Here is a 19653-nt window from a genome sequence, read left to right as displayed (position 1 = left end):
CTACTTCCACCAAGCACGCAGCAGCGCCACTACGCCGACCGCACCGGACAGCCAGCTCCACGCCGGCACGTCGCCCCAGTACCAGCCTGGCGGCTGCAGCACATACATCAGTGCGGCGATGGCCAGCAGGCCGACACCGGTGATCGCGCCGACCGCATGCTTCTGCAGGCGCTGCACGCTGGCATCCAGTGCGGCCAGGTCGCGCGAACGCATCGCCAGCTCATGCCGGCCTTCCACCTGCTGGGTCAGCCAGGCATGTACCAGGCGCGGCATGTCCGGCGCATGGGTCATGATTTCCGGCAGCCGCTTGCCGATCTCGCGTACCACCCTGCGCGGGCTGTAGCGTTCGCGCAGGATCTTCGCCAGCACCGGCTTGGCCACCGCCCAGATGTCGATCTGCGGGTCAAGCTGGCGGCCGACACCTTCGATGTTCAGCAGGGTCTTCTGCAGCAGGATCAGCTGCGGCTGCAGGGTCAGCTGGTAACGCTGGGCCACGCGGAACAGCTTCATCAGCACTTCGGCCAGCGAGATCTGCGACAGCGGCCGGGTGAAGTACGGCTCGCACACCGAACGCACGGCGGCCTCGAGATCGTCGATGCGCACGTTGTCGGGCATCCAGCGCGCCTGCACGTGCAGTTCGGCGATGCGGCGGTAATCGCGGTTGAAGATGGCCATGAAATTCTCGGCCAGGTAGTACTGATCTTCCTGCGAAAGCTGGCCCATGATGCCGAAGTCCAGCGCGATGAAGCGCGGGTTGGCGCGGCGCGCCGGATCGGTGTCGACCCAGATGTTGCCGGCGTGCGCATCGGCATGGAAGAAGTTGTCGCGGAACACCTGGGTGTAGAACACCCGCACGCCCTTGGCGGCCAGCGCCTTGCGGTCGATGCCGGCCTCGTCCAGCGCGGCGATGTCATCGGACGGGATGCCCCATACACGTTCCAGGGTCAGGGCGCGCTCGGCGGTGTGGCTCCAGATCACTTCCGGCACGTATAGGTCGTCGCTGTTTTCCCAGAAGCGGCGCAACACGCTGGCATTGGCGCCTTCGCGCTGCAGGTCCAGTTCGGCGGCCAGGGTGTTCTCGACCTCGGCCACCACTTCGCGCGGGCGAATCTTGTCGGCGCGCGGATGGGTGCGCTCGACCAGGGCAGCCAGCGAATTGAGCAACGCGATATCGGCGTCGATCTGCTTCTCGATGCCCGGGCGCAGCACCTTGACCACCACCTGGCGGCCATCGGCCAGCGTGGCCGCGTGCACCTGTGCGATCGACGCCGAGGCCAGCGGTTCGGTGTCGAAGCTGGCGAAGGCTTCGCTGACCGGCAGGCCCAGCGCTTCCTCGACGATGCGGCGCGCGGTCTCGCCATCGAACGGCTTGACCCGGTCCTGCAGCAGGGTCAGTTCATTGGCCACATCCGGCGGCACCAGGTCGCGGCGGGTGGACAGGATCTGGCCGAACTTGACGAAGATCGGGCCCAGATCCTGCAGCGCCAGGCGCAGGCGCGCACCGCGCGACTGTGCGGCGATGTCGGCCGAGGCGCGCGGCACGAACGGCTTGGCCAGGCGCAGCCAGCGCTCGGCGGGGGTGCCCTGCAACAGGTCGTCAAGGCGGTAACGCAGGATCACCCGGCCGATGCGGCTGGCGCGCAGCACGGCCTTCATGCGGCACCCCGCAGGCGCTGTACGCGTGCACCCAGTCGCTCGACGTCATCGCGCAACACGTCCACGTCATCGTGGAAGGCATCGAGCTCGGCGCGCGGCACCACGTCGCGCGATTCCTCGGTGATGAATTCGGCGGCGCTGTGGGCCAGGTCGATCGCGCCCTGGCGCGCGTGCTGAAGGGCACCGCGCAGGGTGTTGGCCACCTGCACGCCCAGCACCTCGCCGAACACGCTGACGAAGGGCTGCTGCCAGTCCGGGTCGAAGCCCTTGGCCAGCTGCTGCAGGCGACGCGCCAGTTCGGCATCACCGGCCACGCGCACGCGACCCTTGCCGTTGTTGTCGCCGCGCCGTGCGTTGGCCAGCAGCGGCAGCTGCGCCAGCACGCCGGCCAGGCTGCTGCGCACGGCCAGGTCGGCTTCCTGTGCGTCCACCGGGCCAACCCGCAGCTGGTCGCCATCGACGCTGATGCGCATCGCCAGCGAGGGCGCTTCCAGGGTCAGGTCGATGTGCCGGCCGTCGAGGCTGGCCAGTGCATGGCGGGTATCCGGATCCAGCGCCAGCGCGCGGTTCAGGGCGATCTGCAGGGCGCGGCCAGCGACCGGCTTGAGGGACTTGAGCAGGGAGAGAGCCATGTGCGCATTCTACCTGCGTGGGTGGGGGGCTTGGGCCGGGCTGCCGCCCGGCACCCGCAGAGGCAACGGCAACAGCAACAGCAACAGCCGAAGCAACAGCGTGCATTCCGTGGGATGGCGGGGTGGGTCCGGTTACGGGGGACGCCGTAAACCCGTCCCTGGGGGCTTGGCCGCGGCTTGCTCATGTGCGCTGTCCTGCGCACACGGCAAGACCGGGGTTGGGCGTCCTGCCCAACCCGCCCGAGGCATGCCTCGGGCCCATGCCGCGGACACTCCCGCAACCGGACCCACCCCGCCTTCGACAGGTTCCTGCGATCTGTCGGACTATCCGGGGTCGGATCCCGTTGCTGCGCAACGGGCTCTGACCCCAATGCTGATGGCATCTCGCGTTGGTAGATGTCGACCTTGGTCGGCGCTGGATTTCCGGGGGTGCCAACCAAGGTTGGCCGCTACTCGAGCCGGCTGCCAGGCGGTTCATCTGTGCCTCACCTGTGCGGCAATGGAAGGTTCATGCTGTACGGCCACGCAACGCACAGGACATCGCAACACCATGGCACGGACCCGGGTCGGCATCATCTTCGGTGGCAAGTCTTCCGAGCACGAAGTTTCACTGCAGTCGGCGAAGAACATCCTCGATGCGCTTGATCGCGAGCGCTTCGAGCCGGTGCTGGTCGGCATCGACAAGCAGGGCCAGTGGCATCTGAGCCAGCCGGATACCTTCCTGATCAATGCCGATGATCCGTCGCGCATCGCGCTGCATCGGTCCGGCACGTCGCTGGCGGTACGCCCGGGTGCTGAGCAGGCACAGCTGCAGCCGTCCGATGCGGCCAGCGCGCTGGGACAGATCGATGTGGTGCTGCCGATCGTGCACGGACCGCTGGGCGAGGACGGTGCACTGCAGGGCCTGCTGCGCATGGCCAACCTGCCCTTCGTCGGTTCGCCGGTGCTGGGCTCGGCGGTGGCGATGGACAAGGACGTGACCAAGCGCCTGCTGCGCGACGCCGGGCTGCAGGTAGCGCCATGGCTGTGCATCCGTCGCCATCAGGCGGCGGCGGTCGATGTCGATGCGGTGATTGCGCAGCTCGGCCTGCCGTTGTTCGTGAAGCCGGCCAACCAGGGTTCGTCGGTGGGCGTGAGCAAGGTCAAGGATGCGGCGGGCTTCGCCGAGGCACTTGCATTGGCGCTGCGCTACGACCACAAGGTGCTGGTCGAATCGGCGGTGGTCGGCCGTGAGATCGAGTGCGCGGTGCTGGGCAACGAACAGCCGCAGGCCAGCCTGTGCGGCGAGGTGGTGGTGCACGACGAGTTCTACGCCTACGACACCAAGTACATCAACGAGGATGGCGCCGAGGTGGTGGTGCCAGCGGATATCGATGCCGCAACCCAGGCGCGTATCCAGCAGATCGCGCTGCAGGCCTACCAGGCGCTGGAGTGTGCGGGCATGGCGCGTGTGGATGTGTTCCTCACCGCAGGCGGCGACATCGTCATCAACGAGGTCAACACCCTGCCGGGCTTCACCCGCATCAGCATGTACCCGAAGCTGTGGGGCGCCAGCGGTGTGGACTACACCACGCTGATCACGCGCCTGATCGAACTGGCGCTGGAGCGCCATGAAGCCGATCGCGGATTGCACAGCGCCGTGTAGGGGCGCTCTGTGTCTCTGTAGAGTCGAGCCATGTTCGACTCATGAAGAGCAGTCGAGCAGGGCTCGACTCTACAAATGGCGTGCCGACCAAGGTGGGCACCTACCAGACGATGGCGTGCCGACCAACGGTCGGCACCCACCGGAAAGAGCAGTGCCGGCCAGCGGCCGGCACTACCCTGCGGTCTTCTAGCCGCGCTTGCGGAACATCGAAATCACTGCCAGTACCAGGAACACAACGAACAGGATCCAGGCAATGTTGCTGGCAGCACCGGCGATGCCGGAGAAGCCGAGCACGGCGGCGATGATGGCGATGACGAAAAAGATGACGGCGTAATGCAGCATGGCGCTCCTCGCAGATGTCCGGGCCGTTGGATGGCGTGGGTCCATACTCCCGATCTGGCGGTGTGCAGCCAGTGACGGCGATCTATGCGGCAGATGAAGCCTTCAGCCTGCGCAGCCCTTCTTCAATGCTGACCTGCGGCACGTAACCGAAGTCCCGGCGTGCCGGCTCCATGCTGTACCAGTGCGGCGTGCACAGCTGCTCGGCCAGGAAGCGGGTCAACGGCGGCTCGCCGCGCAGGCGCAACAGCGGCCACAGCCGTTCGCAGACCGCACCAATGCGATAAGCGGTCTTGAAGCTGATCGCCTTGTCCACCGTCGGAGCACCCACAGCGGCCAGCAGCTTGTTGACCAGCTCGCGCATCGGCAGCGGTTCGCCGTTGGAAATGAAGTAGGCCTTGCCCGCACACGCGGCACCCGGCGCCAATGCCTCGAAAGCGAGGAAGTGCGCGAGCGCGGCGTTGTCGATGTAAGTGGTATCCACCTTGTTGTTGCCATCGCCGACCAGGCGCAGGCGGCCCTGCCGTGCGCGTTCGGCCAGGCGGGGCACCAGCTGCTGGTCGCCCGGGCCCCAGATCAGGCGCGGGCGCAGCGCCACCGTGGCCAGCGTTGCATCGTTGGCGGCCAGCACGCGCTGTTCGGCGATCGCCTTGGTCGCCGCATACGGCGCCTGGAAGTCCTCGCCGTATGGCACGTCGTCGGCACCAAGGCCTTCCACCGGATGGGTGGCGCGGTGGGTCACGCTGGGCGTGGAGGTGTAGACCAAGCGGCTGATGTCATGTGCACGGCAGGCCGCGATGACGTTGTCGGTGCCGACTACGTTGGCCTGGTGGTAGCTGTCATAGCTGCCCCAGGCGCCGGCCTTCGCACCGTTGTGGAATACCGCATCGACGCCGGCCACTGCATGCAGCACCGCCTGCGCATCGGCCAGATCGCCGCGGATCTGGCCCACGCCCATGGCCTGCAGTTCCGGGTAGTGGCTGCGGTTGAACGCCAGCACCTGGTGACCACGTTCGACCAGACCGCGGCACAGCGCCTGGCCAAGGAAACCACCACCACCGGTGACCAGGATCTTCATGCGCGCTTCTCCAGTTCGGCGCTGGCCCAGACGGCGAGCTTCTCGCGGCCGATCTTGGCGTTGTGACGGATATCAACGGGGAACGCCGGATGCACCAGGAAGTGCTGCAGGCCGGCTTCTGGCGCGCGGGCTGCTGCGTGCGCACGCAGCGCTTCCTGCAGCGCCGGGCTGTCTGACTGACCACGTTGCAGCTCCACGCACAGCACCGGCACCTGCGCACCGGCCGGACCAACACCGACCAGCGCCGTGCGCGCAACCCCGGGCACGGTATTGAACACCGGCTCGACCTGCTCGGTGTACAGCGGCCCATGCGCGGTTTCCACCCGATGGGTCTTGCGCCCGCAGAACCACAGGCGACCCTGCGCATCGAAGTAGCCGACGTCGCCCATGCGATGCACGACGCGCACGCTGCCATCAGCCAAGGTCTCGCTGATCTTCGCCGCCGCGGTGGCCTGCGGGCGGTTGAAGTAGCTGTCGGTGGCGGTCGGTCCGGCCACGGTGATCTCGCCCACCTCGCCGGTGAACAGCACACGCGCCTGCGACCAGTCCGGCAGCGGTGCGTCATCGATGGCGATGATGCGCACCTCGTTCGGCTCGACCACGCTGCCCACGCAGGTACCGGCGCCGGCCTCGGTAGCAGCACGGGTGCGCTCCAGCTCGCGGCCCTCCACCACCGCCACCGGCAAGCATTCGGTGGCGCCATACGGGGTCCAGAACTGCGCATCGGCGGGCAGCAGGCTGCGGATGGTAGCGACCACATCCGGCGGCACCGGCGCACCGGCCGAGGTCACCCGGGTCACCGTTGGCAGGGGCCGGCCGTGGCGGGCCAACACCCGCATCAGCGCCGGCGAGCCGAACAGCTGGGTCACCCCGAAGCGCTGGATCGCGTCATGCAGCCGCGCAGGGTCGGCCTGCGCCGGCCGGGTCGGGTCCATGTCCGGAATCACCGAGGTCAGGCCCAGCGCCGGGTCGAACAGCGCGAACGGCGGGAAGGTCGGCAGGTCCACGCCGCCCGCTTCCATGCCGAAGGCGCTGCCCAGCAGCTGGATCTGGCCGACAAAGTGGCGGTGGCGGTAAACCACGCCCTTGGGCACGCCGGTCGAGCCGCTGGTGAACAGGATCGCGGCCATGTCCTCGCCATCGGTAGCGGCCAGCATCGGCCCCCCGTTGGCGCCAGCGCGTTCCAGCGCGGCCAGAGTGGTTCCGCCCCAGCCCAGGCGCCGACCGACGGTGACCAGACGGGTTGCCGACGGTGCCCAGCGCAGCACCAGCCGCGCCACATGGGCCAGCGGAATGCCGATGAAGGCTTCCGGCTGCGCCTCGTCCAGGCACTGCTTCAGCGCGCGCTTGTCGATGCCCGGGTCGACCAGCACCGGCACCGCGCCCAGTTTGAACAGGGCAAACATCAACAGGAAGAACTCCGGCGACGGCCGCACCATCACCACCGTGCGCACCCCGCGGCCGATCCCGTAGCCGGCCAGGCCAGCCGCCATGGCGTCGCTGCGGGCGTCCAGCTGGCGGTAATCCAGGGTCACGTCGTAGGCGGCCATGCCGTTGCCGGCACCACGGCGGCCCGGGCAGCGGATGGCGATCTGGTCGGGCCGTTCACGCGCCAGTTCAGGCAAACGGGCCGCAATATTGCAGGGTCGGTTCATCCGTTCATTGTCGCCGCTTACGGAATTTCTTGCGCGGCGGCCCACTTCGTGGAAAATCCGCACCCTCGTTCCTGATTCCGACTGCCGCCCGAGGCGGCTTGCCCATGCAACATCCCTGCATGACCTGCGGCGCCTGCTGCACTCAATACCGCGTGGCCTTCCACTGGATGGAATCGGACGAGGTCACGCCCGGCGGCGTCCCCCACCAGCTCACCGAGGTGCTCGATCCGCATCGCCTGTGCATGCGCGGCACCCACTCCAAGCCGGTGCGCTGCGTGGCGCTGGATGCGCAGATCGGCGTGTATTCACGCTGCACCATCCACCCCAACCGGCCCAGCGTGTGCCGCGAAGTGGATGCATCGTGGGAGTACGGCAAGGCCAGCCCGCAGTGCGACAAGGCGCGCATCGCCTATGGCCTGGATCCGTTGACCCTGGCCGACTGGCGCTGGCGCGACGAAGCGGGCAACGACGACGACCACCCGGACGACAACGGCAACAGCCCGTCACCGCAGGCGCCGATCGCGGCGTAGTGATAGTGCCGGCCGCTGGCCGGCAACCTCATGAACCCTTCGGGTGTGCCGACCAACGGTCGGCACCTACCCATTTCCTCTTCCGGTGGGTGCCGACCGTTGGTCGGCACACCTCTCAGATCGGGTTCTTGTCCAGGAACGCGCGGATTTCCGGCACTAGCACTTCGTGCCTGTCTTCCAGCACGTAATGCCCGGCGTCCTCGAAGGCATGCACCTGGGCCTGCGGCAGCGCGGCCTGGAAGCCCTTCAGGAAGTGATGGTCGAACACGAAGTCGCGCAGGCCCCAGCCGAGGAAGGCCGGGCGGTCGGCGAACGACGGCAGCGCCTTGCCGGCACGCTCCAGCAGCGACCAGGCCTTGTCGGCCGGCGACAGCGGAATGTCCTGCATGAAGCGGATGGTGCTGATGCGGTTGGCGTAGCTGTTGTACGGCGACACGTACGCGCGGCGCACGTCGGCCGGCATCTTCCGCTCCACGCCCAGCCACGAGGCACCGGACGAGAAGGCGTTGAATGTGCGGATGATCCACTCGCCGATCTTCCAGTGGCGGCCCAGCGCGATCTGCCACGGCATCTTCTTCGCCGCCGGCATCGGGAACGCAGCGGTGTTGAGCACCACCAGGCGCTTCACCTGGTCGTGGTGCGACAGCGCCCAGCCGAAACCGATCATGCCGCCCCAGTCATGCACGGCCAGGGTCACCGGACCGGTGATGCCCAGGTGCTTCAGCAGCGCGTCGAGATCGTCCACGCGCGACTGCAGCGTGTACTCGTAGCGGCTGTCATCGGGCTTGTCCGACAGGCCCATGCCGATGTGGTCCGGCACGATGCAGCGGTACGTGTCCGACAGGCCGGCCACCAGCGTGCGCCAGTAATAGCTCCACGACGGGTTGCCGTGCACCATCACCACCACCTCGCCGTCGCGCGGGCCTTCGTCGAGATAGTTCATCGACAGGCCGGGGCGGACCTCGAAGCGCTGCGGGTGGGCGGGGTAACCGGGAAGCTGGGACATCGGATCGCACCTGTAGAAAGGGCCGGTAGAACCGGCCCTTGGACACTTGGAAGATCATCGCTGTCCGTCGCGAGCGATTGGCGAGGCAATCGCGCAGCAGGTCAGCGGTGACTTTTTTACCAGACCACTTCAGCCATCGAGCAGTTCAGGCCCGAGCCGATGCCCAGAAGCGCGATGCGATCGCCCTTCTTCAGCTTGCCCAGCTGCTTGAGCTTGCTCAGCACGATCGGCACCGAGGCCGGGCCGATGTTGCCGTGCTCGCCGAAGATGGTCATGACCTTCTTCGGGTCGATGCCGAAGTTCTTGATGAACGCAGCGGTGTGCGGCTGGCTGACCTGGTGGATCACGAACTGGTCCAGCTCTTCCACGGCCCAGCCGAGTGCGATCTTGGCGGCAGTGAAGGTCTTCTGCGCCAGCTTGATGCCTTCGATCAGCAGCAGGCGGGTGTCGGTGACCATGCGGTCCAGGTTGCCCAGGCACAGCTGGTTCCACTCGGTGGCCGAGCGGGTCACGCCGCCCTTGTAGCGCGGGGCGTCCGGCACCAGCTCCGAGCGCGCCATGACCATGGCAGCGGCACCCGAACCGGTGGTCAGCGCCGCCAGTTCGTTGCGGAAGTCGTCGGCGGTGACGTCCGGCGCGGTCATCCGCTCCAGGGTCTTCTCGTACACCAGGTTGGCGGTCTCGCCGTCCACCACCAGCGCGTAGTCGATATCGCCGCGCTCGATCATGCGCGCCGCGATATCCATGCCGTTGATGAAGGCCAGGCAGGCATTGGCGACGTCGAAGGTCATGCACTCGTCGCTGACGCCGAGGTTGCCGGAGACGATCGACGCGGTGGACGGCTCCAGGTAGTCGCGGCTGACCGAGGTGTTGACCAGCAGGCCGACCTGCGTCGCATTGATGCCTGCGTCTTCCAGCGCCTTGCGGCCGGCCATGGTGGCGGCGTCGGAGGCCAGCACGCCGTTGTCCCACAGGCGGCGGGCATGGATGCCGGCGATATCGCCGAGCACGTCGGTGCGGATACCAAGGCGATCGAGCGTCGGCTGCAGCCGCTCGTTGATTTCCTTGGTCGTCAGCGTATGCGGCGCATCAACGTGTGCCAGGCCGGCGATCGAGACATTCTTGAAGAGCATCGAGGTTAGCGCCAAGGCTCAGGCAAAAGGGGGCGCTATTCTATAACTCCCGGGGCCTTCACCGCATCTTTACGAATTCAGGCTTGGCCGTATGGTGAAGCATTCAGCGCGGCGGGCACTGGAATGCGGCAAAGCGCTGGCTGCCATCGGCCGGTGCGGCAGCGGCCTGCACGGCATTGGCACCGGCGCTCGGAGCCTCGTTGCGGGCCAGGGTTTCCAGCTCTTCCTGCACGCGCAGCGGGTTGCGGTTGTAGAAACCGACCTTGCTCTTCACCGTGACCACCACCTCGCCCTTGGCGATGCAACCGGCCGGAACCGGGCCTGCCGGCAGCACGCGGGTCGTCTTGCCCGCCGGTTCGATCGGCACCCAGGTACAGGCGGTAACGGTGAGCAGCAGGGAGGAAAGCAGCAGAACGCGCATGGGCAGATCCTGGAAGGGTATGGGGGGATTCTGCCTGAACCGTCTGAATCGGGGGTAGCCCGGGGGTGGGGTCAGATCCCCCGGTAGCGCCGGGCCATGCCCGGCGAGCGCGCAGCGCGGCATTGCTGGCCGCCAAAAAAACCGCCGGGCATGGCCCGGCGCTATCACCGGAGGCCTGCCCGCCGAGGCGGGCAGGCGCATCCCTTATTTCTTGACCGGGTTGCCTTCGGCGTCGATCACCGTCACCTCACCCAGATTCAGCGCACGCACCGCCGCTTCAGTCTGCTTGAGGTCACCCACCACCACCCAGGTCAGTGCCTGCGGCTTGATCTCGGCGGCGGCCTGCTGCACCTGCGCCGGAGTCATTGCCTCGATCTCGGCCTTGCGACGCAGCACGTAGTCATCCGGACGCTTGAACTGCACGATCGAGCCGATGCTTGCGGCCACCGCGCTGGCGGTCTCGTAGGCACCAGGCAGGCTCAGGGTCTGGATGTTGCGGATGCGGTTGACCTCGCCGGCGGTGGCCGGCTTGCTGCCATCGGCGAACGCGGCGATTTCCTTGCGCATTTCCGCCAGCGCCGGGCCGGTCTTGTCGATCTGCACCGGTGCGCTGGCCATCCACGGCCGCTGGCCCACCGAGTTGCTCGCACTGCTGCGCGCACCGTATGACCAGTGCTTGTCCTCGCGCAGGTTCATGTTCAGGCGCGAGGTGAAGTCGCCACCGATCACGCCGTTGGCGATATCGAAGCGGGTCGAGCTGGCGGCGCTGGACGGCGGCACCACTTGGCCGGCGAACAGATTGGCCTGCACTGCACCCGGCTGGTCGATCAGGAACACGCGCGGGCCCTTCGGCAGCGCCACATCCGTGGCCGCCTTCACCTGCGGCGCTTCGCCGGTCGCCTTCCAGTCGGCCAGCTGCTTGTCCAGCAGCGGCACGATCTCGGCCAGGGTGGTGTCACCGACCACGATCAGGGTGCCGTTCTGCGGGCGCAGCCAATCCTGGTGGAAGTCGACCAGGTCTTCGCGGGTCAGGCCATTGATCGCCGCCTCGTCACCGCTGCCGGTAAACGGAATGGCATACGGGTGGCCCTTGCCGTACAGCAGCGGCGGCAGCACGCGCATCGCCACCGCACCCGGGTTGACCTTCTCCTGCTGGATGCCGGCGATCCAGGTCGCCTTGACCCGGTCGATCTCGCCCTGCTCGAAGCGCGGCTCACGCAGCAGGTCGCGGTACAGCGCCAGCGACGGTGCCAGGTTTTCCTTCAGTGCCGACAGGTCCACGCTCATCGAGTCCAGGCCGGCCGAGGCATCCAGGCTGGCGCCCAGCGCATCGGCAGCATCGGCGAAGGCCAGCGAGCCGAGCTTGCCGGCACCTTCGGTCATCAGGCTCATGGTGAAGTTGGCGGTACCCGGCTTGCGGCCCTGGTCGGCGCTGAAGCCGCCCGGGAACTGGTAGCTGAACTGCACCACCGGAATCTCATGGCGTTCGGCCAGGATCACCTGGGTGCCATTCTTCAGCGTGGCGCGCTGCAACGCCGGGAACTTCAGCTGCGGGAATTCGCGGGTCTGCGGCACACCGGCCTTGCGGTCCACCTGTTCGGGCAGGGTGCTGTACTTCGGGTCCACCGCCGGTACGTTGAACGGCTTCGGTGCCTGGCTGGGATCTTCCTTCAGCGCCACGCGCTCACCCGGTGCGATCACCAGGGTGTGGCTGCCCTTGTCCAGCCACTGTGCGCCCAGGCGGCTGAGGTCGGCGGCACTGGCCTTGTCGATGTTGGCCAGCGAGGTACGGAAGCAGCCCGGGTCGCCGGTGAACACCGCGCACTCGGCCAGCGCATCGGCCTTGCCGCCGAAGCCACCAATGCGCTCGATGCCACGGATGAAGCCGGCGCGGGCACCGGTCTTGGCGCGCTCCAGCTCGGCCGCGGTCGGGCCCTGCTTGATCAGGCGATCCAGTTCCTCGTCGATGATCTTCTCGACCTTGGCCGGGTCCTGGCCCTGCTTCACGGTCGCCACGATCACGAAGTTGGAGCCCAGCTGCGAGGCCGACAGGCCCGAGCCGATGCTGTCCACCAGCTTGTCCTGGTGCTGCAGGCGCTGGCTCAGGCGCGAGGACTTGGCACCGCCCAGCACTTCGGCGAACAGCTGCAGCTGATCGATGTCGGTGGTGCCGACCTGCGGCACGTTCCAGGCACGGTAGATGCGCGCCTGCGGCACCTTGTCGGTCATCGTCTCGCGGGTATCGGCGCTGCGCTTGGCCACGTTCACCGCCGGCTGCGCCATGCTCGGGCCGGCCGGGATGCTGCCGAAGTACCTGGCGGCCTTTTCCTTGGCGGTGGCCAGGTCGATGTCACCGGCCAGCACCAGTACCGCGTTGTTCGGGCCGTACCAGGTGCGGAACCAGGTCTTCACGTCGTCCAGCGAAGCGGCGTTGAGATCGTTCATCGAACCGATCACACCGTGGTGGTACGGATGGCCGACCGGGTACAGCGCCTTGTTGAGCTGATCCCAGGCCTGGCCATAGGGCTGGTTCTCGCCCTGGCGCTTCTCGTTCTGCACCACGCCACGCTGCTCGTCCAGCGCGGCCTGGTCGATCGCACCGACCAGGTGGCCCATGCGGTCCGACTCCATCCACAGCGCCATGTCCAGCGCGGTGGTCGGCACGTTCTCGAAGTAGTTGGTGCGGTCGGTGTTGGTGGTGCCGTTCTGGCCGGTGGCACCCACCTGCTTGAAGGGCTCGAAGTACTCGCCGTCGTGGTTTTCGCTGCTCTGGAACATCAAATGTTCGAACAGGTGCGCGAAGCCGGTGCGGCCGGCCGGCTCGTCCTTGCTGCCGACGTGGTACCAGACGTTGACCGCGACGATCGGCGCCTTGCGATCGGTATGCACGATCACGCGCAGGCCATTGGGCAGGGTGAACTGCTCAAACGGGATATCGACCTTGGCCGGTGCCGCCGGCTTGGCGGCAAGCGCGGAGGTGGGCGCAAGCGTACCCAGGGCGGTGCTGAGGGCGACGGCCAGCAGTGCAGCGCGCGGGCGAAGGGCGAGAGACATATCCAGATCCTTGGTCACATAGGTGAACCCCGATCCTAGCCTGCGCACGCAGCGGCAGGAATCGGTCGCCAGTCACTGGGGGTGTTTGCCCCTGTGCGCCATCCGCGGCCCCTCACGGCCGTGTTCTGGGCGGTCACATGCACCGGCAGCCATCGTCCGGACAGTGTCCGCAGCGCGTCGAATGGACAGGTGTCCGCCCAGCGGACACTTTCTGACCGGCAAAAACCCTTTCAAATCAATGATTAAAAGTTGGCACGGGGATTGCTTGGTATTCCCTGCGCCAGGAAGGGCTTCAGACGAAAGCTGACTGAAGACTGAACAAAAGAAGGAAAGCGAAAATTTTCCTTGCAAGCCCAGAATCGGTGTACTACCTTACTACCACACCACTGCTCACCAACACCAAACAGGCCCCGTCATGAACGCCAAGACCATTGCCATCGCCATCGCCCTGATCGCCGGCACCGCGGTTGTTTCGTCGGTGCAGGCCTCCGAATCCATCAAGACCCTGTCCACCGTGCAGGTTCGCCCGGCCGCCGACCAGCTGGCCCAGCAGGCCTGGGAACAGGCCAGCGGCATCCCGACCCTGGCCACGGTGGAAGTTCGCCCGAGCAGCGACCAGCTGGCCGAGCGCAACGGCTACGTCGCCGCCCCGGTTGCTGCCGCGATGCCGATCACCACCCTGGCCTCGGTGGAAGTTCGCCCGAGCCTGGAGCAGCGTGTCGCCCTGGTCGCCGAGCAGGAAGCCCAGCGCTATGCCGCCACCCTGGCTGCTGCTGCCACCAGCGTCGCCAACCAGGTCATCACCAACCTGCCGGCAATGCAGGTTCGCCCGAGCGCCGCCGACCTGCAGGCCCTGGCCACCGAAACCGCCCAGGTCCTGCTGCGCCCGTAACCGGTGCCGCCCTGCCCCGTGCAGGGCGTGCGCCGTAAAGGCGGCGGTCGTCGCAGGTACACTGCGCCGATGAATGCCGCGCCCCAGTTCCATGTGATCCTGTTCCAACCGGAAATCCCGCCCAACACGGGCAATGTGATCCGGCTCTGCGCCAACACCGGCGCGCAGCTGCACCTGGTCGAGCCACTCGGCTTCGCACTGGAAGACAAGCAGCTCAAGCGCGCCGGCCTGGACTACCACGAGTACTCACGCCTGCAGGTGCATCCTGACCTGGACACGGCGCTGGCGCGTATCGCACCCAAACGATTGTTCGCACTCAGTACCCGGGCCAGCGTCCGCTATGACAGCGTGGCCTTCGACGACGGAGATGCGTTCCTGTTCGGCCCGGAAAGCCGCGGCCTGCCGCAGGACGTGCTCGATGCATTGCCGGATGGCCACCGCCTGCGCCTGCCGATGCGGCCGGACAACCGCAGCCTCAATCTTTCCAACACCGTTGCAGTGGTGATGTACGAGGCCTGGCGGCAGCATGGGTTTGCCGGCGGCCAGTAGATCCACGCCCCGCGCGGATGTTCTTCGCGCGCAGCGTCGAAGCCGCTCAGTCCACCGCCTCCAGCAGCTGCGCGCGCCCCTGCGAGAACGACCAGTCCTCCTCGCTGGTGGTTCCGATGACGATCATCACGTCCTCCGGGCGTATGCCGGGACTGGCTGCCAATCGCTGCACCAGCCGTGCGTAGAACGACTGCTTGCGCGCCGCACTGCGGACGCGCCCGGCGGTGAGGTGGATCAGCACGAATCCCTCGCTGCGCGGTCCGCCCGCGTAATCAGGGTCGAACACCAGTTCGCCTGGATCGCATTGATGGAACACCTGGAAGCAATCGTGCGGCGGAACATCGAATGCCTCTTCCAGGGACTGCTGCAGGCTGCGCGAGAACGCGGCCAGCCAATCACGGGAACGGCCCTTGTGCAGGCTGATGCGTGCGTACGGCATTGAGGTGCTCCTCAGGGGGAAGGGTCGAGCGCGGCGAGCACGGTCGCGGCCGAGAATGCCGCCGGCCAGCCCACATAGAACGCGAGATGGGTGATGACCTCGGCCAGAGCGTCGCGGTCGAGTCCATTGCCAACGGCACGCTGCAGATGCCCCGGCAGCTGTTCGGGGCGGTACAGCGCCACCAGTGCAGCGACGGTCACCAGGCTGCGTTCGCGCGGGGACAGGCCCGGTCGTTGCCAGACGTCGGCAAACAGCACCTGTTCGGTCAGATCGACCAGCTTGGGAACCACGCCGGACAGGGACCGGAGCGTAGTGGGTGTGTCTTGCATGGGGCCGGCCGAAGAGGAGGAAGGGCCACCCTAGCAGCCGCTATCATTCCAATAAATTGGAATATTATTGAGTGTCGATCCCATATATGTGGACATTCCCGGCATGTCGCGATTACATCTGGATCTGGAAGTCCTGCGCAGCTTCGTGACCGGCGTGGAGCTGGGCAGCTTCGCTCTGGCCGCACAGCAGTTGCATCTCTCCACGTCGGCCATCAGCGCCCAGCTCAAGCGATTGCAGGCGCAGATCGGCACGCCACTGCTGGAGAAAACCGGCCGCGGCCTGACGCCCACCGCGCAGGGCGAAGCCCTGCTCAGCTATGCGCGTCGACTGCTGGAATTGAACGACGAAGCCATCCAGGCCGTACGCGGCGCTCCGTTGCAGGGCGCCATCCGGGTCGGACTCGCCGAGGATTTCGGAGCATCGCTGCTGCCCGGCATCCTGTCGCGCTTCGCACAGGCGCACCCGCAGCTGCGCATCGATGCGAGGGTCTGTCGCACGGCGACCTTGATGGAGGCATTGGCCCGCGACACGCTGGATCTGGCACTGGTCTGGGGCGATGACCATGACTGGCCCTATTCCCAGCATCTGTGCCGCCTGCCGCTGCACTGGATCGGCAGCGCCGACCCGGCCCCCGCTGGCGGGCCGGTGTGCCTGGCCACGCTTGAAGCCCCGTGCCTGATGCGCCAACGCGCCTGCGACGCCCTCGACCATGCCGGTCTGGAATGGCGGGAAAGCTTCTCGAGCAGCAGCCTGGCGGCGATCTGGGCAGCGGTGGCTGCCGGGCTTGGGGTCACGGTACGCACCGCTGCCGGAATGCCGGACCACCTGCGGATCCGCCATGACCTGCCGACATTGCCGGCGATCAATCTGTTGCTGTGCTGGAACCAGGCACGCCCCGGCACCGCCGTGCAGCAGCTGGCCGCGATCATCGAAAACGCCGTGCACACCTCGGTGCCGGGGATGGCTCGATCCGCCTGACCACAGGTGGATCTACGCACCCTGTGCCCGTGGATCCACGCCACGCGTCGATGATCGCCTGGCAGATGCCGACCTTGGTCGGCACGGGAGCGCCAACCAGGGTTGGCGACTACCGCCATGCGTGGATAGCTGTCAGAACGCGTTGATGCCGGTCAGCTCGCGGCCGATCACCAGCTGGTGCACGGTCTCGGTGCCTTCATAGGTGATCACCGATTCCAGGTTCAGCGCATGCCGGATCGCTACATGCTCGGTGGTGATGCCGGCGCCGCCCAGCAGATCGCGACATTCGCGGGCGATGTCGATCGCCATGCGGCAGTTGTTCCACTTGGCCAGGCTCACCTGCTGTGGCTGCAGCTGGCCGGCTTCCTTCAGGCGTCCGAGCTGCAACGCCAGCAGCTGCGCCATGGTGATGCGGCGTGCCATCTCGGCCAGCTTGATCTGTGCGCTCTGCGTGGCGGCCAGCGGGCGGCCGAACAACACGCGCTCCTTGGCATAGCCCAGCGCTTCGTCCAGGCAGGCAATGGCCGAACCGATCGGCCCCCAGCTGATGCCGAAACGCGCCTGGGTCAGGCAACCCAGCGGTCCCTTCAGGCCCTTCACGTTGGGCAGGCGATGGCTGTCGGGCACGCGCACGTCGTCGAAGAACAGCGCACCGGTCAGCGACGCACGCAGGCTCATCTTGTGCTTGATCTCCTGCGTGGTGAACCCCGGCATGCCCTTTTCCAGCACGAAGCCCTGGATGCCGTCCTCGGTCTGCGCCCAGACGATGGCCAGGTCGGCCACCGGGCCGCTGGTGATCCACATCTTGCTGCCGTTGATGCGCCAGTCGTCGCCATCGCGCACCGCGCGGGTCTTCATGCTGGCCGGATCGGAACCGCCATGCGCCTCGGTCAGGCCGAAGCAGCCGATCAGCTCACCGCGCGCCATCGCCGGCAGCCACTGCCGGCGCTGTTCTTCACTGCCGTAGGCGTAGATCGGGTACATGCACAGTGAGCTCTGCACCGACACGAAACTACGCAGGCCTGAGTCGCCGCGTTCCAGCTCCTGGCAGATCAGGCCGTAACTGACCGCGCCGAGGTCGCCACCGCCGTATTCGCCGGGCAGGGTCGCACCGAGCAGACCCAAGGAGGCGATCTCAGGCACCAGTTCCGACGGGAAGCGCGCCTGGTCGAAGGCATCGCCGATGATCGGCAGCACGCGCTCGTCGGTGAAGCGGGCCACGCTCTCCTGCACCGCGCGCTCTTCCTCGCTGAGCAGGGAACGGACATCGAACAGGTCGTACGGATCCAAAGCCATGGCACTCACACGCAGTCGGGACCCGGACATTGTCGGTCATCCGCAAGCATCACGTCTGGCAGGTGTGGACCTTGGTCCACACGGAAGCGGGTCCGGGCGGTGAAACACTGTGCCAACCAAGGTTGGCACCTACCCGGACACGCGCATTACGCTGCACTGCAACAATCATGGCGTGAACATCGGCGATCTAGCTCGATCACGCGCGGCCCGGTACCCTGACACATTCAAACAACCGTTTCGCTCGTGGCTGCACGCGCGATTCCCAGGCAACCGCCGGTGGCCCCGATGCCGGCACTACCCACGAGTCATGCAATCGATGAGCGCTGAAGCCAACGCCCTGCCCCCGCGTGAAGTAATGGAGTTCGACGTGGTGATCGTCGGCGCCGGCCCCGCCGGCCTGGCCACCGCGATCCGCCTGCGCCAGCGCGCGATCGAAGCCGGTCGCGAGCTGTCGGTGTGCGTACTGGAAAAGGGCTCCGAGCCGGGTGCTCACGTGCTGTCCGGCGCGGTGATGGACCCGCGCGCGCTGACCGAACTGTTCCCGGACTGGGCCGAGCGCGGCGCACCCCTGAAGCAGAAGGTCACCCGCGACGAATTCCTGTTCCTCAGCGAAACCGGCGCACGCAGCACGCCCAATGCGCTGCTGCCGGAGTGCTTCCACAACGAAGGCAACTACATCATCAGCCTGGGTGAAGTGACCCGCTGGCTGGCGCAGCAGGCCGAGGCGCTGGAAGTAGCGATCTTCCCCGGCTTCGCTGCCGCCGAGGTACTGTACGGCGACGACGGCGCAGTCATCGGCGTGGCCACCGGCGACATGGGCATCGAGAAGGACGGCACGCGCGGCCCCGCCTTCGAACGCGGCATGGCCCTGCAAGCGAAGTACACCGTGTTCGCCGAAGGCGCGCGCGGTCATCTCGGCCGCCAGCTGATCAGCCGTTTCAAGCTGGATGACGGCAAGGACCCGCAGGCCTACGGCATCGGCATCAAGGAGCTGTGGCAGATCGACCCAGCCAAGCATGAGCCGGGCCTGGTCGTGCACGCCGCCGGCTGGCCACTGGACAGCGACACCTACGGCGGTGCCTTCCTGTACCACGCCGACGGCGGCAAGGTCGCCATCGGCTACGTGGTCGGCCTGGACTACAAGAACCCGTGGCTGAGCCCGTTCGAAGAGTTCCAGCGCTTCAAGACCCACCCGTCCATCCGCAAGCATCTGGAAGGCGGCACCCGCATCGGCTACGGCGCGCGCGCGATCACCGCCGGCGGCCTGATGTCGCTGCCGAAGACGGTGTTCCCGGGTGGCGCGCTGGTCGGCTGCGAGGCAGGCTTCCTCAACGTCAGCCGCATCAAGGGCAGCCACGCCGCGATCAAGACCGGCATGCTGTGCGCCGATGCCGCCTTCGACGCGCTGGCCGCCGATCGCCAGCACGACGAACTGAGCGCCTACCCACAGGCCTTCGAAGCCAGCTGGCTGCATGACGAGCTGAAGCTGTCGAAGAACTTCAAGCAGTGGTTCAAGAAGGGCCAGACCGTGGCCACGCTGATGACCGGCATCGAGCAGTGGCTGCTGCCGAAGTTGGGCGTGCGCAACCCGCCGTGGACCCTGCGCCACAGCATCCCGGACCACGCCTGCCTGGAGCCGGCATCCAGGCACACCCGCATCGCCTACCCGAAGCCGGATGGCGTGCTGACCTTCGATCGCCTCAGCTCGGTGTTCCTGAGCAGCACCAACCATGCCGAAGACCAGCCCAGCCACCTGACACTGAAGGATGCGAGCATCCCGGTGAAGGTGAACCTGGCCGAGTACGCCGGCCCGGAAGCGCGTTACTGCCCGGCAGGCGTGTATGAGTTCGTCGGCGAGGGCAACGACGCGCGCCTGCAGATCAACGCGCAGAACTGCGTGCACTGCAAGACCTGCGACATCAAGGACCCCACCCAGAACATCGTCTGGGTGACCCCGCAGGGGGGCGGCGGCCCGAACTACTCAGGCATGTGATCGCCACGGGCTGCGACTGCGTGTCGC

Annotated in this window: 18 protein-coding genes; 6 read left to right on the top strand and 12 right to left on the bottom strand. The window is 66.9% G+C overall.

All coding sequences use genetic code 11. From position 1 onward, the window contains the following. Complete coding sequence (gene ubiB, locus AC0Z6F_RS11340; RefSeq protein WP_004135578.1) at positions 1-1656, bottom strand: ubiquinone biosynthesis regulatory protein kinase UbiB; 1656 nt, start codon at positions 1654-1656, stop codon at positions 1-3. Next, positions 1653-2288, bottom strand: coding sequence for a ubiquinone biosynthesis accessory factor UbiJ (locus AC0Z6F_RS11335; RefSeq protein WP_012509727.1), 636 nt, complete (start codon positions 2286-2288; stop codon positions 1653-1655). The genes ubiB and AC0Z6F_RS11335 overlap by 4 nt, the downstream gene beginning before the upstream one ends. 550 nt (positions 2289-2838) lie before the next feature. Between AC0Z6F_RS11335 and ddlA the strand changes: the two genes are divergently transcribed. Continuing rightward, positions 2839-3933, top strand: a complete 1095-nt coding sequence (ddlA, locus tag AC0Z6F_RS11330) for a D-alanine--D-alanine ligase (protein WP_180889807.1) — start codon at positions 2839-2841, stop codon at positions 3931-3933. 186 nt (positions 3934-4119) lie between these two features. Here the strand turns inward: ddlA and AC0Z6F_RS11325 are convergent, their stop codons facing one another. From AC0Z6F_RS11325 to oleC, 3 genes are all read right to left on the bottom strand, one after another. Further along, a complete protein-coding gene (locus tag AC0Z6F_RS11325) occupies positions 4120-4275 on the bottom strand; it encodes a DUF1328 domain-containing protein (RefSeq protein ID WP_004153593.1) in 156 nt (51 codons plus the stop codon). An 82-nt stretch (positions 4276-4357) separates the two neighbouring features. Beyond that, a complete protein-coding gene (gene oleD, locus AC0Z6F_RS11320) occupies positions 4358-5350 on the bottom strand; it encodes a 2-alkyl-3-oxoalkanoate reductase (protein WP_485617225.1) in 993 nt (330 codons plus the stop codon). Next, the gene (oleC, locus tag AC0Z6F_RS11315; protein ID WP_485617224.1) at positions 5347-7005 is read right to left on the bottom strand and encodes an olefin beta-lactone synthetase; all 1659 of its coding nucleotides are present in this window, start codon (positions 7003-7005) and stop codon (positions 5347-5349) included. Before oleC ends, oleD begins: the two co-directional genes overlap by 4 nt. A 104-nt stretch (positions 7006-7109) precedes the next feature. Between oleC and AC0Z6F_RS11310 the strand changes: the two genes are divergently transcribed. Continuing rightward, a complete protein-coding gene (locus AC0Z6F_RS11310; protein WP_004135417.1) occupies positions 7110-7535 on the top strand; it encodes a YkgJ family cysteine cluster protein in 426 nt (141 codons plus the stop codon). 115 nt (positions 7536-7650) lie between these two features. Here AC0Z6F_RS11310 and AC0Z6F_RS11305 read toward each other — a convergent pair whose 3' ends face one another. The 4 genes from AC0Z6F_RS11305 to AC0Z6F_RS11290 all read right to left on the bottom strand — a co-directional run bounded on the left by AC0Z6F_RS11305 (position 7651) and on the right by AC0Z6F_RS11290 (position 13149). Then, entirely contained in the window at positions 7651-8541 is an 891-nt protein-coding gene (locus AC0Z6F_RS11305) for an alpha/beta fold hydrolase (RefSeq protein ID WP_012509723.1), read from the bottom strand. Positions 8542-8657: 116 nt separating this feature from the next. Then, complete coding sequence (locus AC0Z6F_RS11300) at positions 8658-9674, bottom strand: 3-oxoacyl-ACP synthase III (RefSeq protein ID WP_004135358.1); 1017 nt, start codon at positions 9672-9674, stop codon at positions 8658-8660. Between the two features lie 103 nt (positions 9675-9777). Beyond that, the gene (locus AC0Z6F_RS11295) at positions 9778-10095 is read right to left on the bottom strand and encodes a DUF4156 domain-containing protein (protein ID WP_012509722.1); all 318 of its coding nucleotides are present in this window, start codon (positions 10093-10095) and stop codon (positions 9778-9780) included. A gap of 204 nt (positions 10096-10299) precedes the next feature. Next, positions 10300-13149 carry a M16 family metallopeptidase gene (locus tag AC0Z6F_RS11290; protein ID WP_100435563.1) on the bottom strand — a complete coding sequence of 950 codons (2850 nt, stop codon included), beginning with the start codon at positions 13147-13149 and terminating at the stop codon, positions 10300-10302. A 415-nt stretch (positions 13150-13564) separates the two neighbouring features. Between AC0Z6F_RS11290 and AC0Z6F_RS11285 the strand changes: the two genes are divergently transcribed. Next, complete coding sequence (locus AC0Z6F_RS11285) at positions 13565-14041, top strand: XAC0231 family protein (protein WP_004135276.1); 477 nt, start codon at positions 13565-13567, stop codon at positions 14039-14041. Positions 14042-14110: 69 nt separating this feature from the next. Beyond that, the gene (locus AC0Z6F_RS11280; protein WP_012509719.1) at positions 14111-14590 is read left to right on the top strand and encodes a tRNA (cytidine(34)-2'-O)-methyltransferase; all 480 of its coding nucleotides are present in this window, start codon (positions 14111-14113) and stop codon (positions 14588-14590) included. Between the two features lie 46 nt (positions 14591-14636). On the opposite strand, the gene AC0Z6F_RS11275 is transcribed toward AC0Z6F_RS11280, so the two are convergent. Both AC0Z6F_RS11275 and AC0Z6F_RS11270 read right to left on the bottom strand, forming a co-directional pair. Then, complete coding sequence (locus tag AC0Z6F_RS11275) at positions 14637-15029, bottom strand: tautomerase family protein (RefSeq protein WP_012509718.1); 393 nt, start codon at positions 15027-15029, stop codon at positions 14637-14639. An 11-nt stretch (positions 15030-15040) separates the two neighbouring features. After that, a complete protein-coding gene (locus tag AC0Z6F_RS11270) occupies positions 15041-15358 on the bottom strand; it encodes a carboxymuconolactone decarboxylase family protein (protein ID WP_004135210.1) in 318 nt (105 codons plus the stop codon). Positions 15359-15461: 103 nt separating this feature from the next. On the opposite strand from AC0Z6F_RS11270, the gene AC0Z6F_RS11265 reads away from it, so the two are divergent. Continuing rightward, positions 15462-16337, top strand: a complete 876-nt coding sequence (locus AC0Z6F_RS11265; protein ID WP_004135208.1) for a LysR substrate-binding domain-containing protein — start codon at positions 15462-15464, stop codon at positions 16335-16337. 132 nt (positions 16338-16469) lie between these two features. Here the strand turns inward: AC0Z6F_RS11265 and AC0Z6F_RS11260 are convergent, their stop codons facing one another. Continuing rightward, a complete protein-coding gene (locus tag AC0Z6F_RS11260; protein WP_041864455.1) occupies positions 16470-17633 on the bottom strand; it encodes an acyl-CoA dehydrogenase family protein in 1164 nt (387 codons plus the stop codon). A 316-nt stretch (positions 17634-17949) separates the two neighbouring features. Here AC0Z6F_RS11260 and AC0Z6F_RS11255 point away from each other — a divergent pair, with 316 nt between their 5' ends. Beyond that, positions 17950-19626, top strand: coding sequence for an electron transfer flavoprotein-ubiquinone oxidoreductase (locus tag AC0Z6F_RS11255; protein WP_012509716.1), 1677 nt, complete (start codon positions 17950-17952; stop codon positions 19624-19626). Positions 19627-19653 lie beyond the last annotated feature (27 nt).

This window comes from Stenotrophomonas sp. 1L-E-5-B-C3, assembly GCF_057292075.1.
The sequence above is the reverse complement of the archived record's forward strand: the minus strand, read 5'-3'. Positions and strand labels throughout refer to the sequence as shown.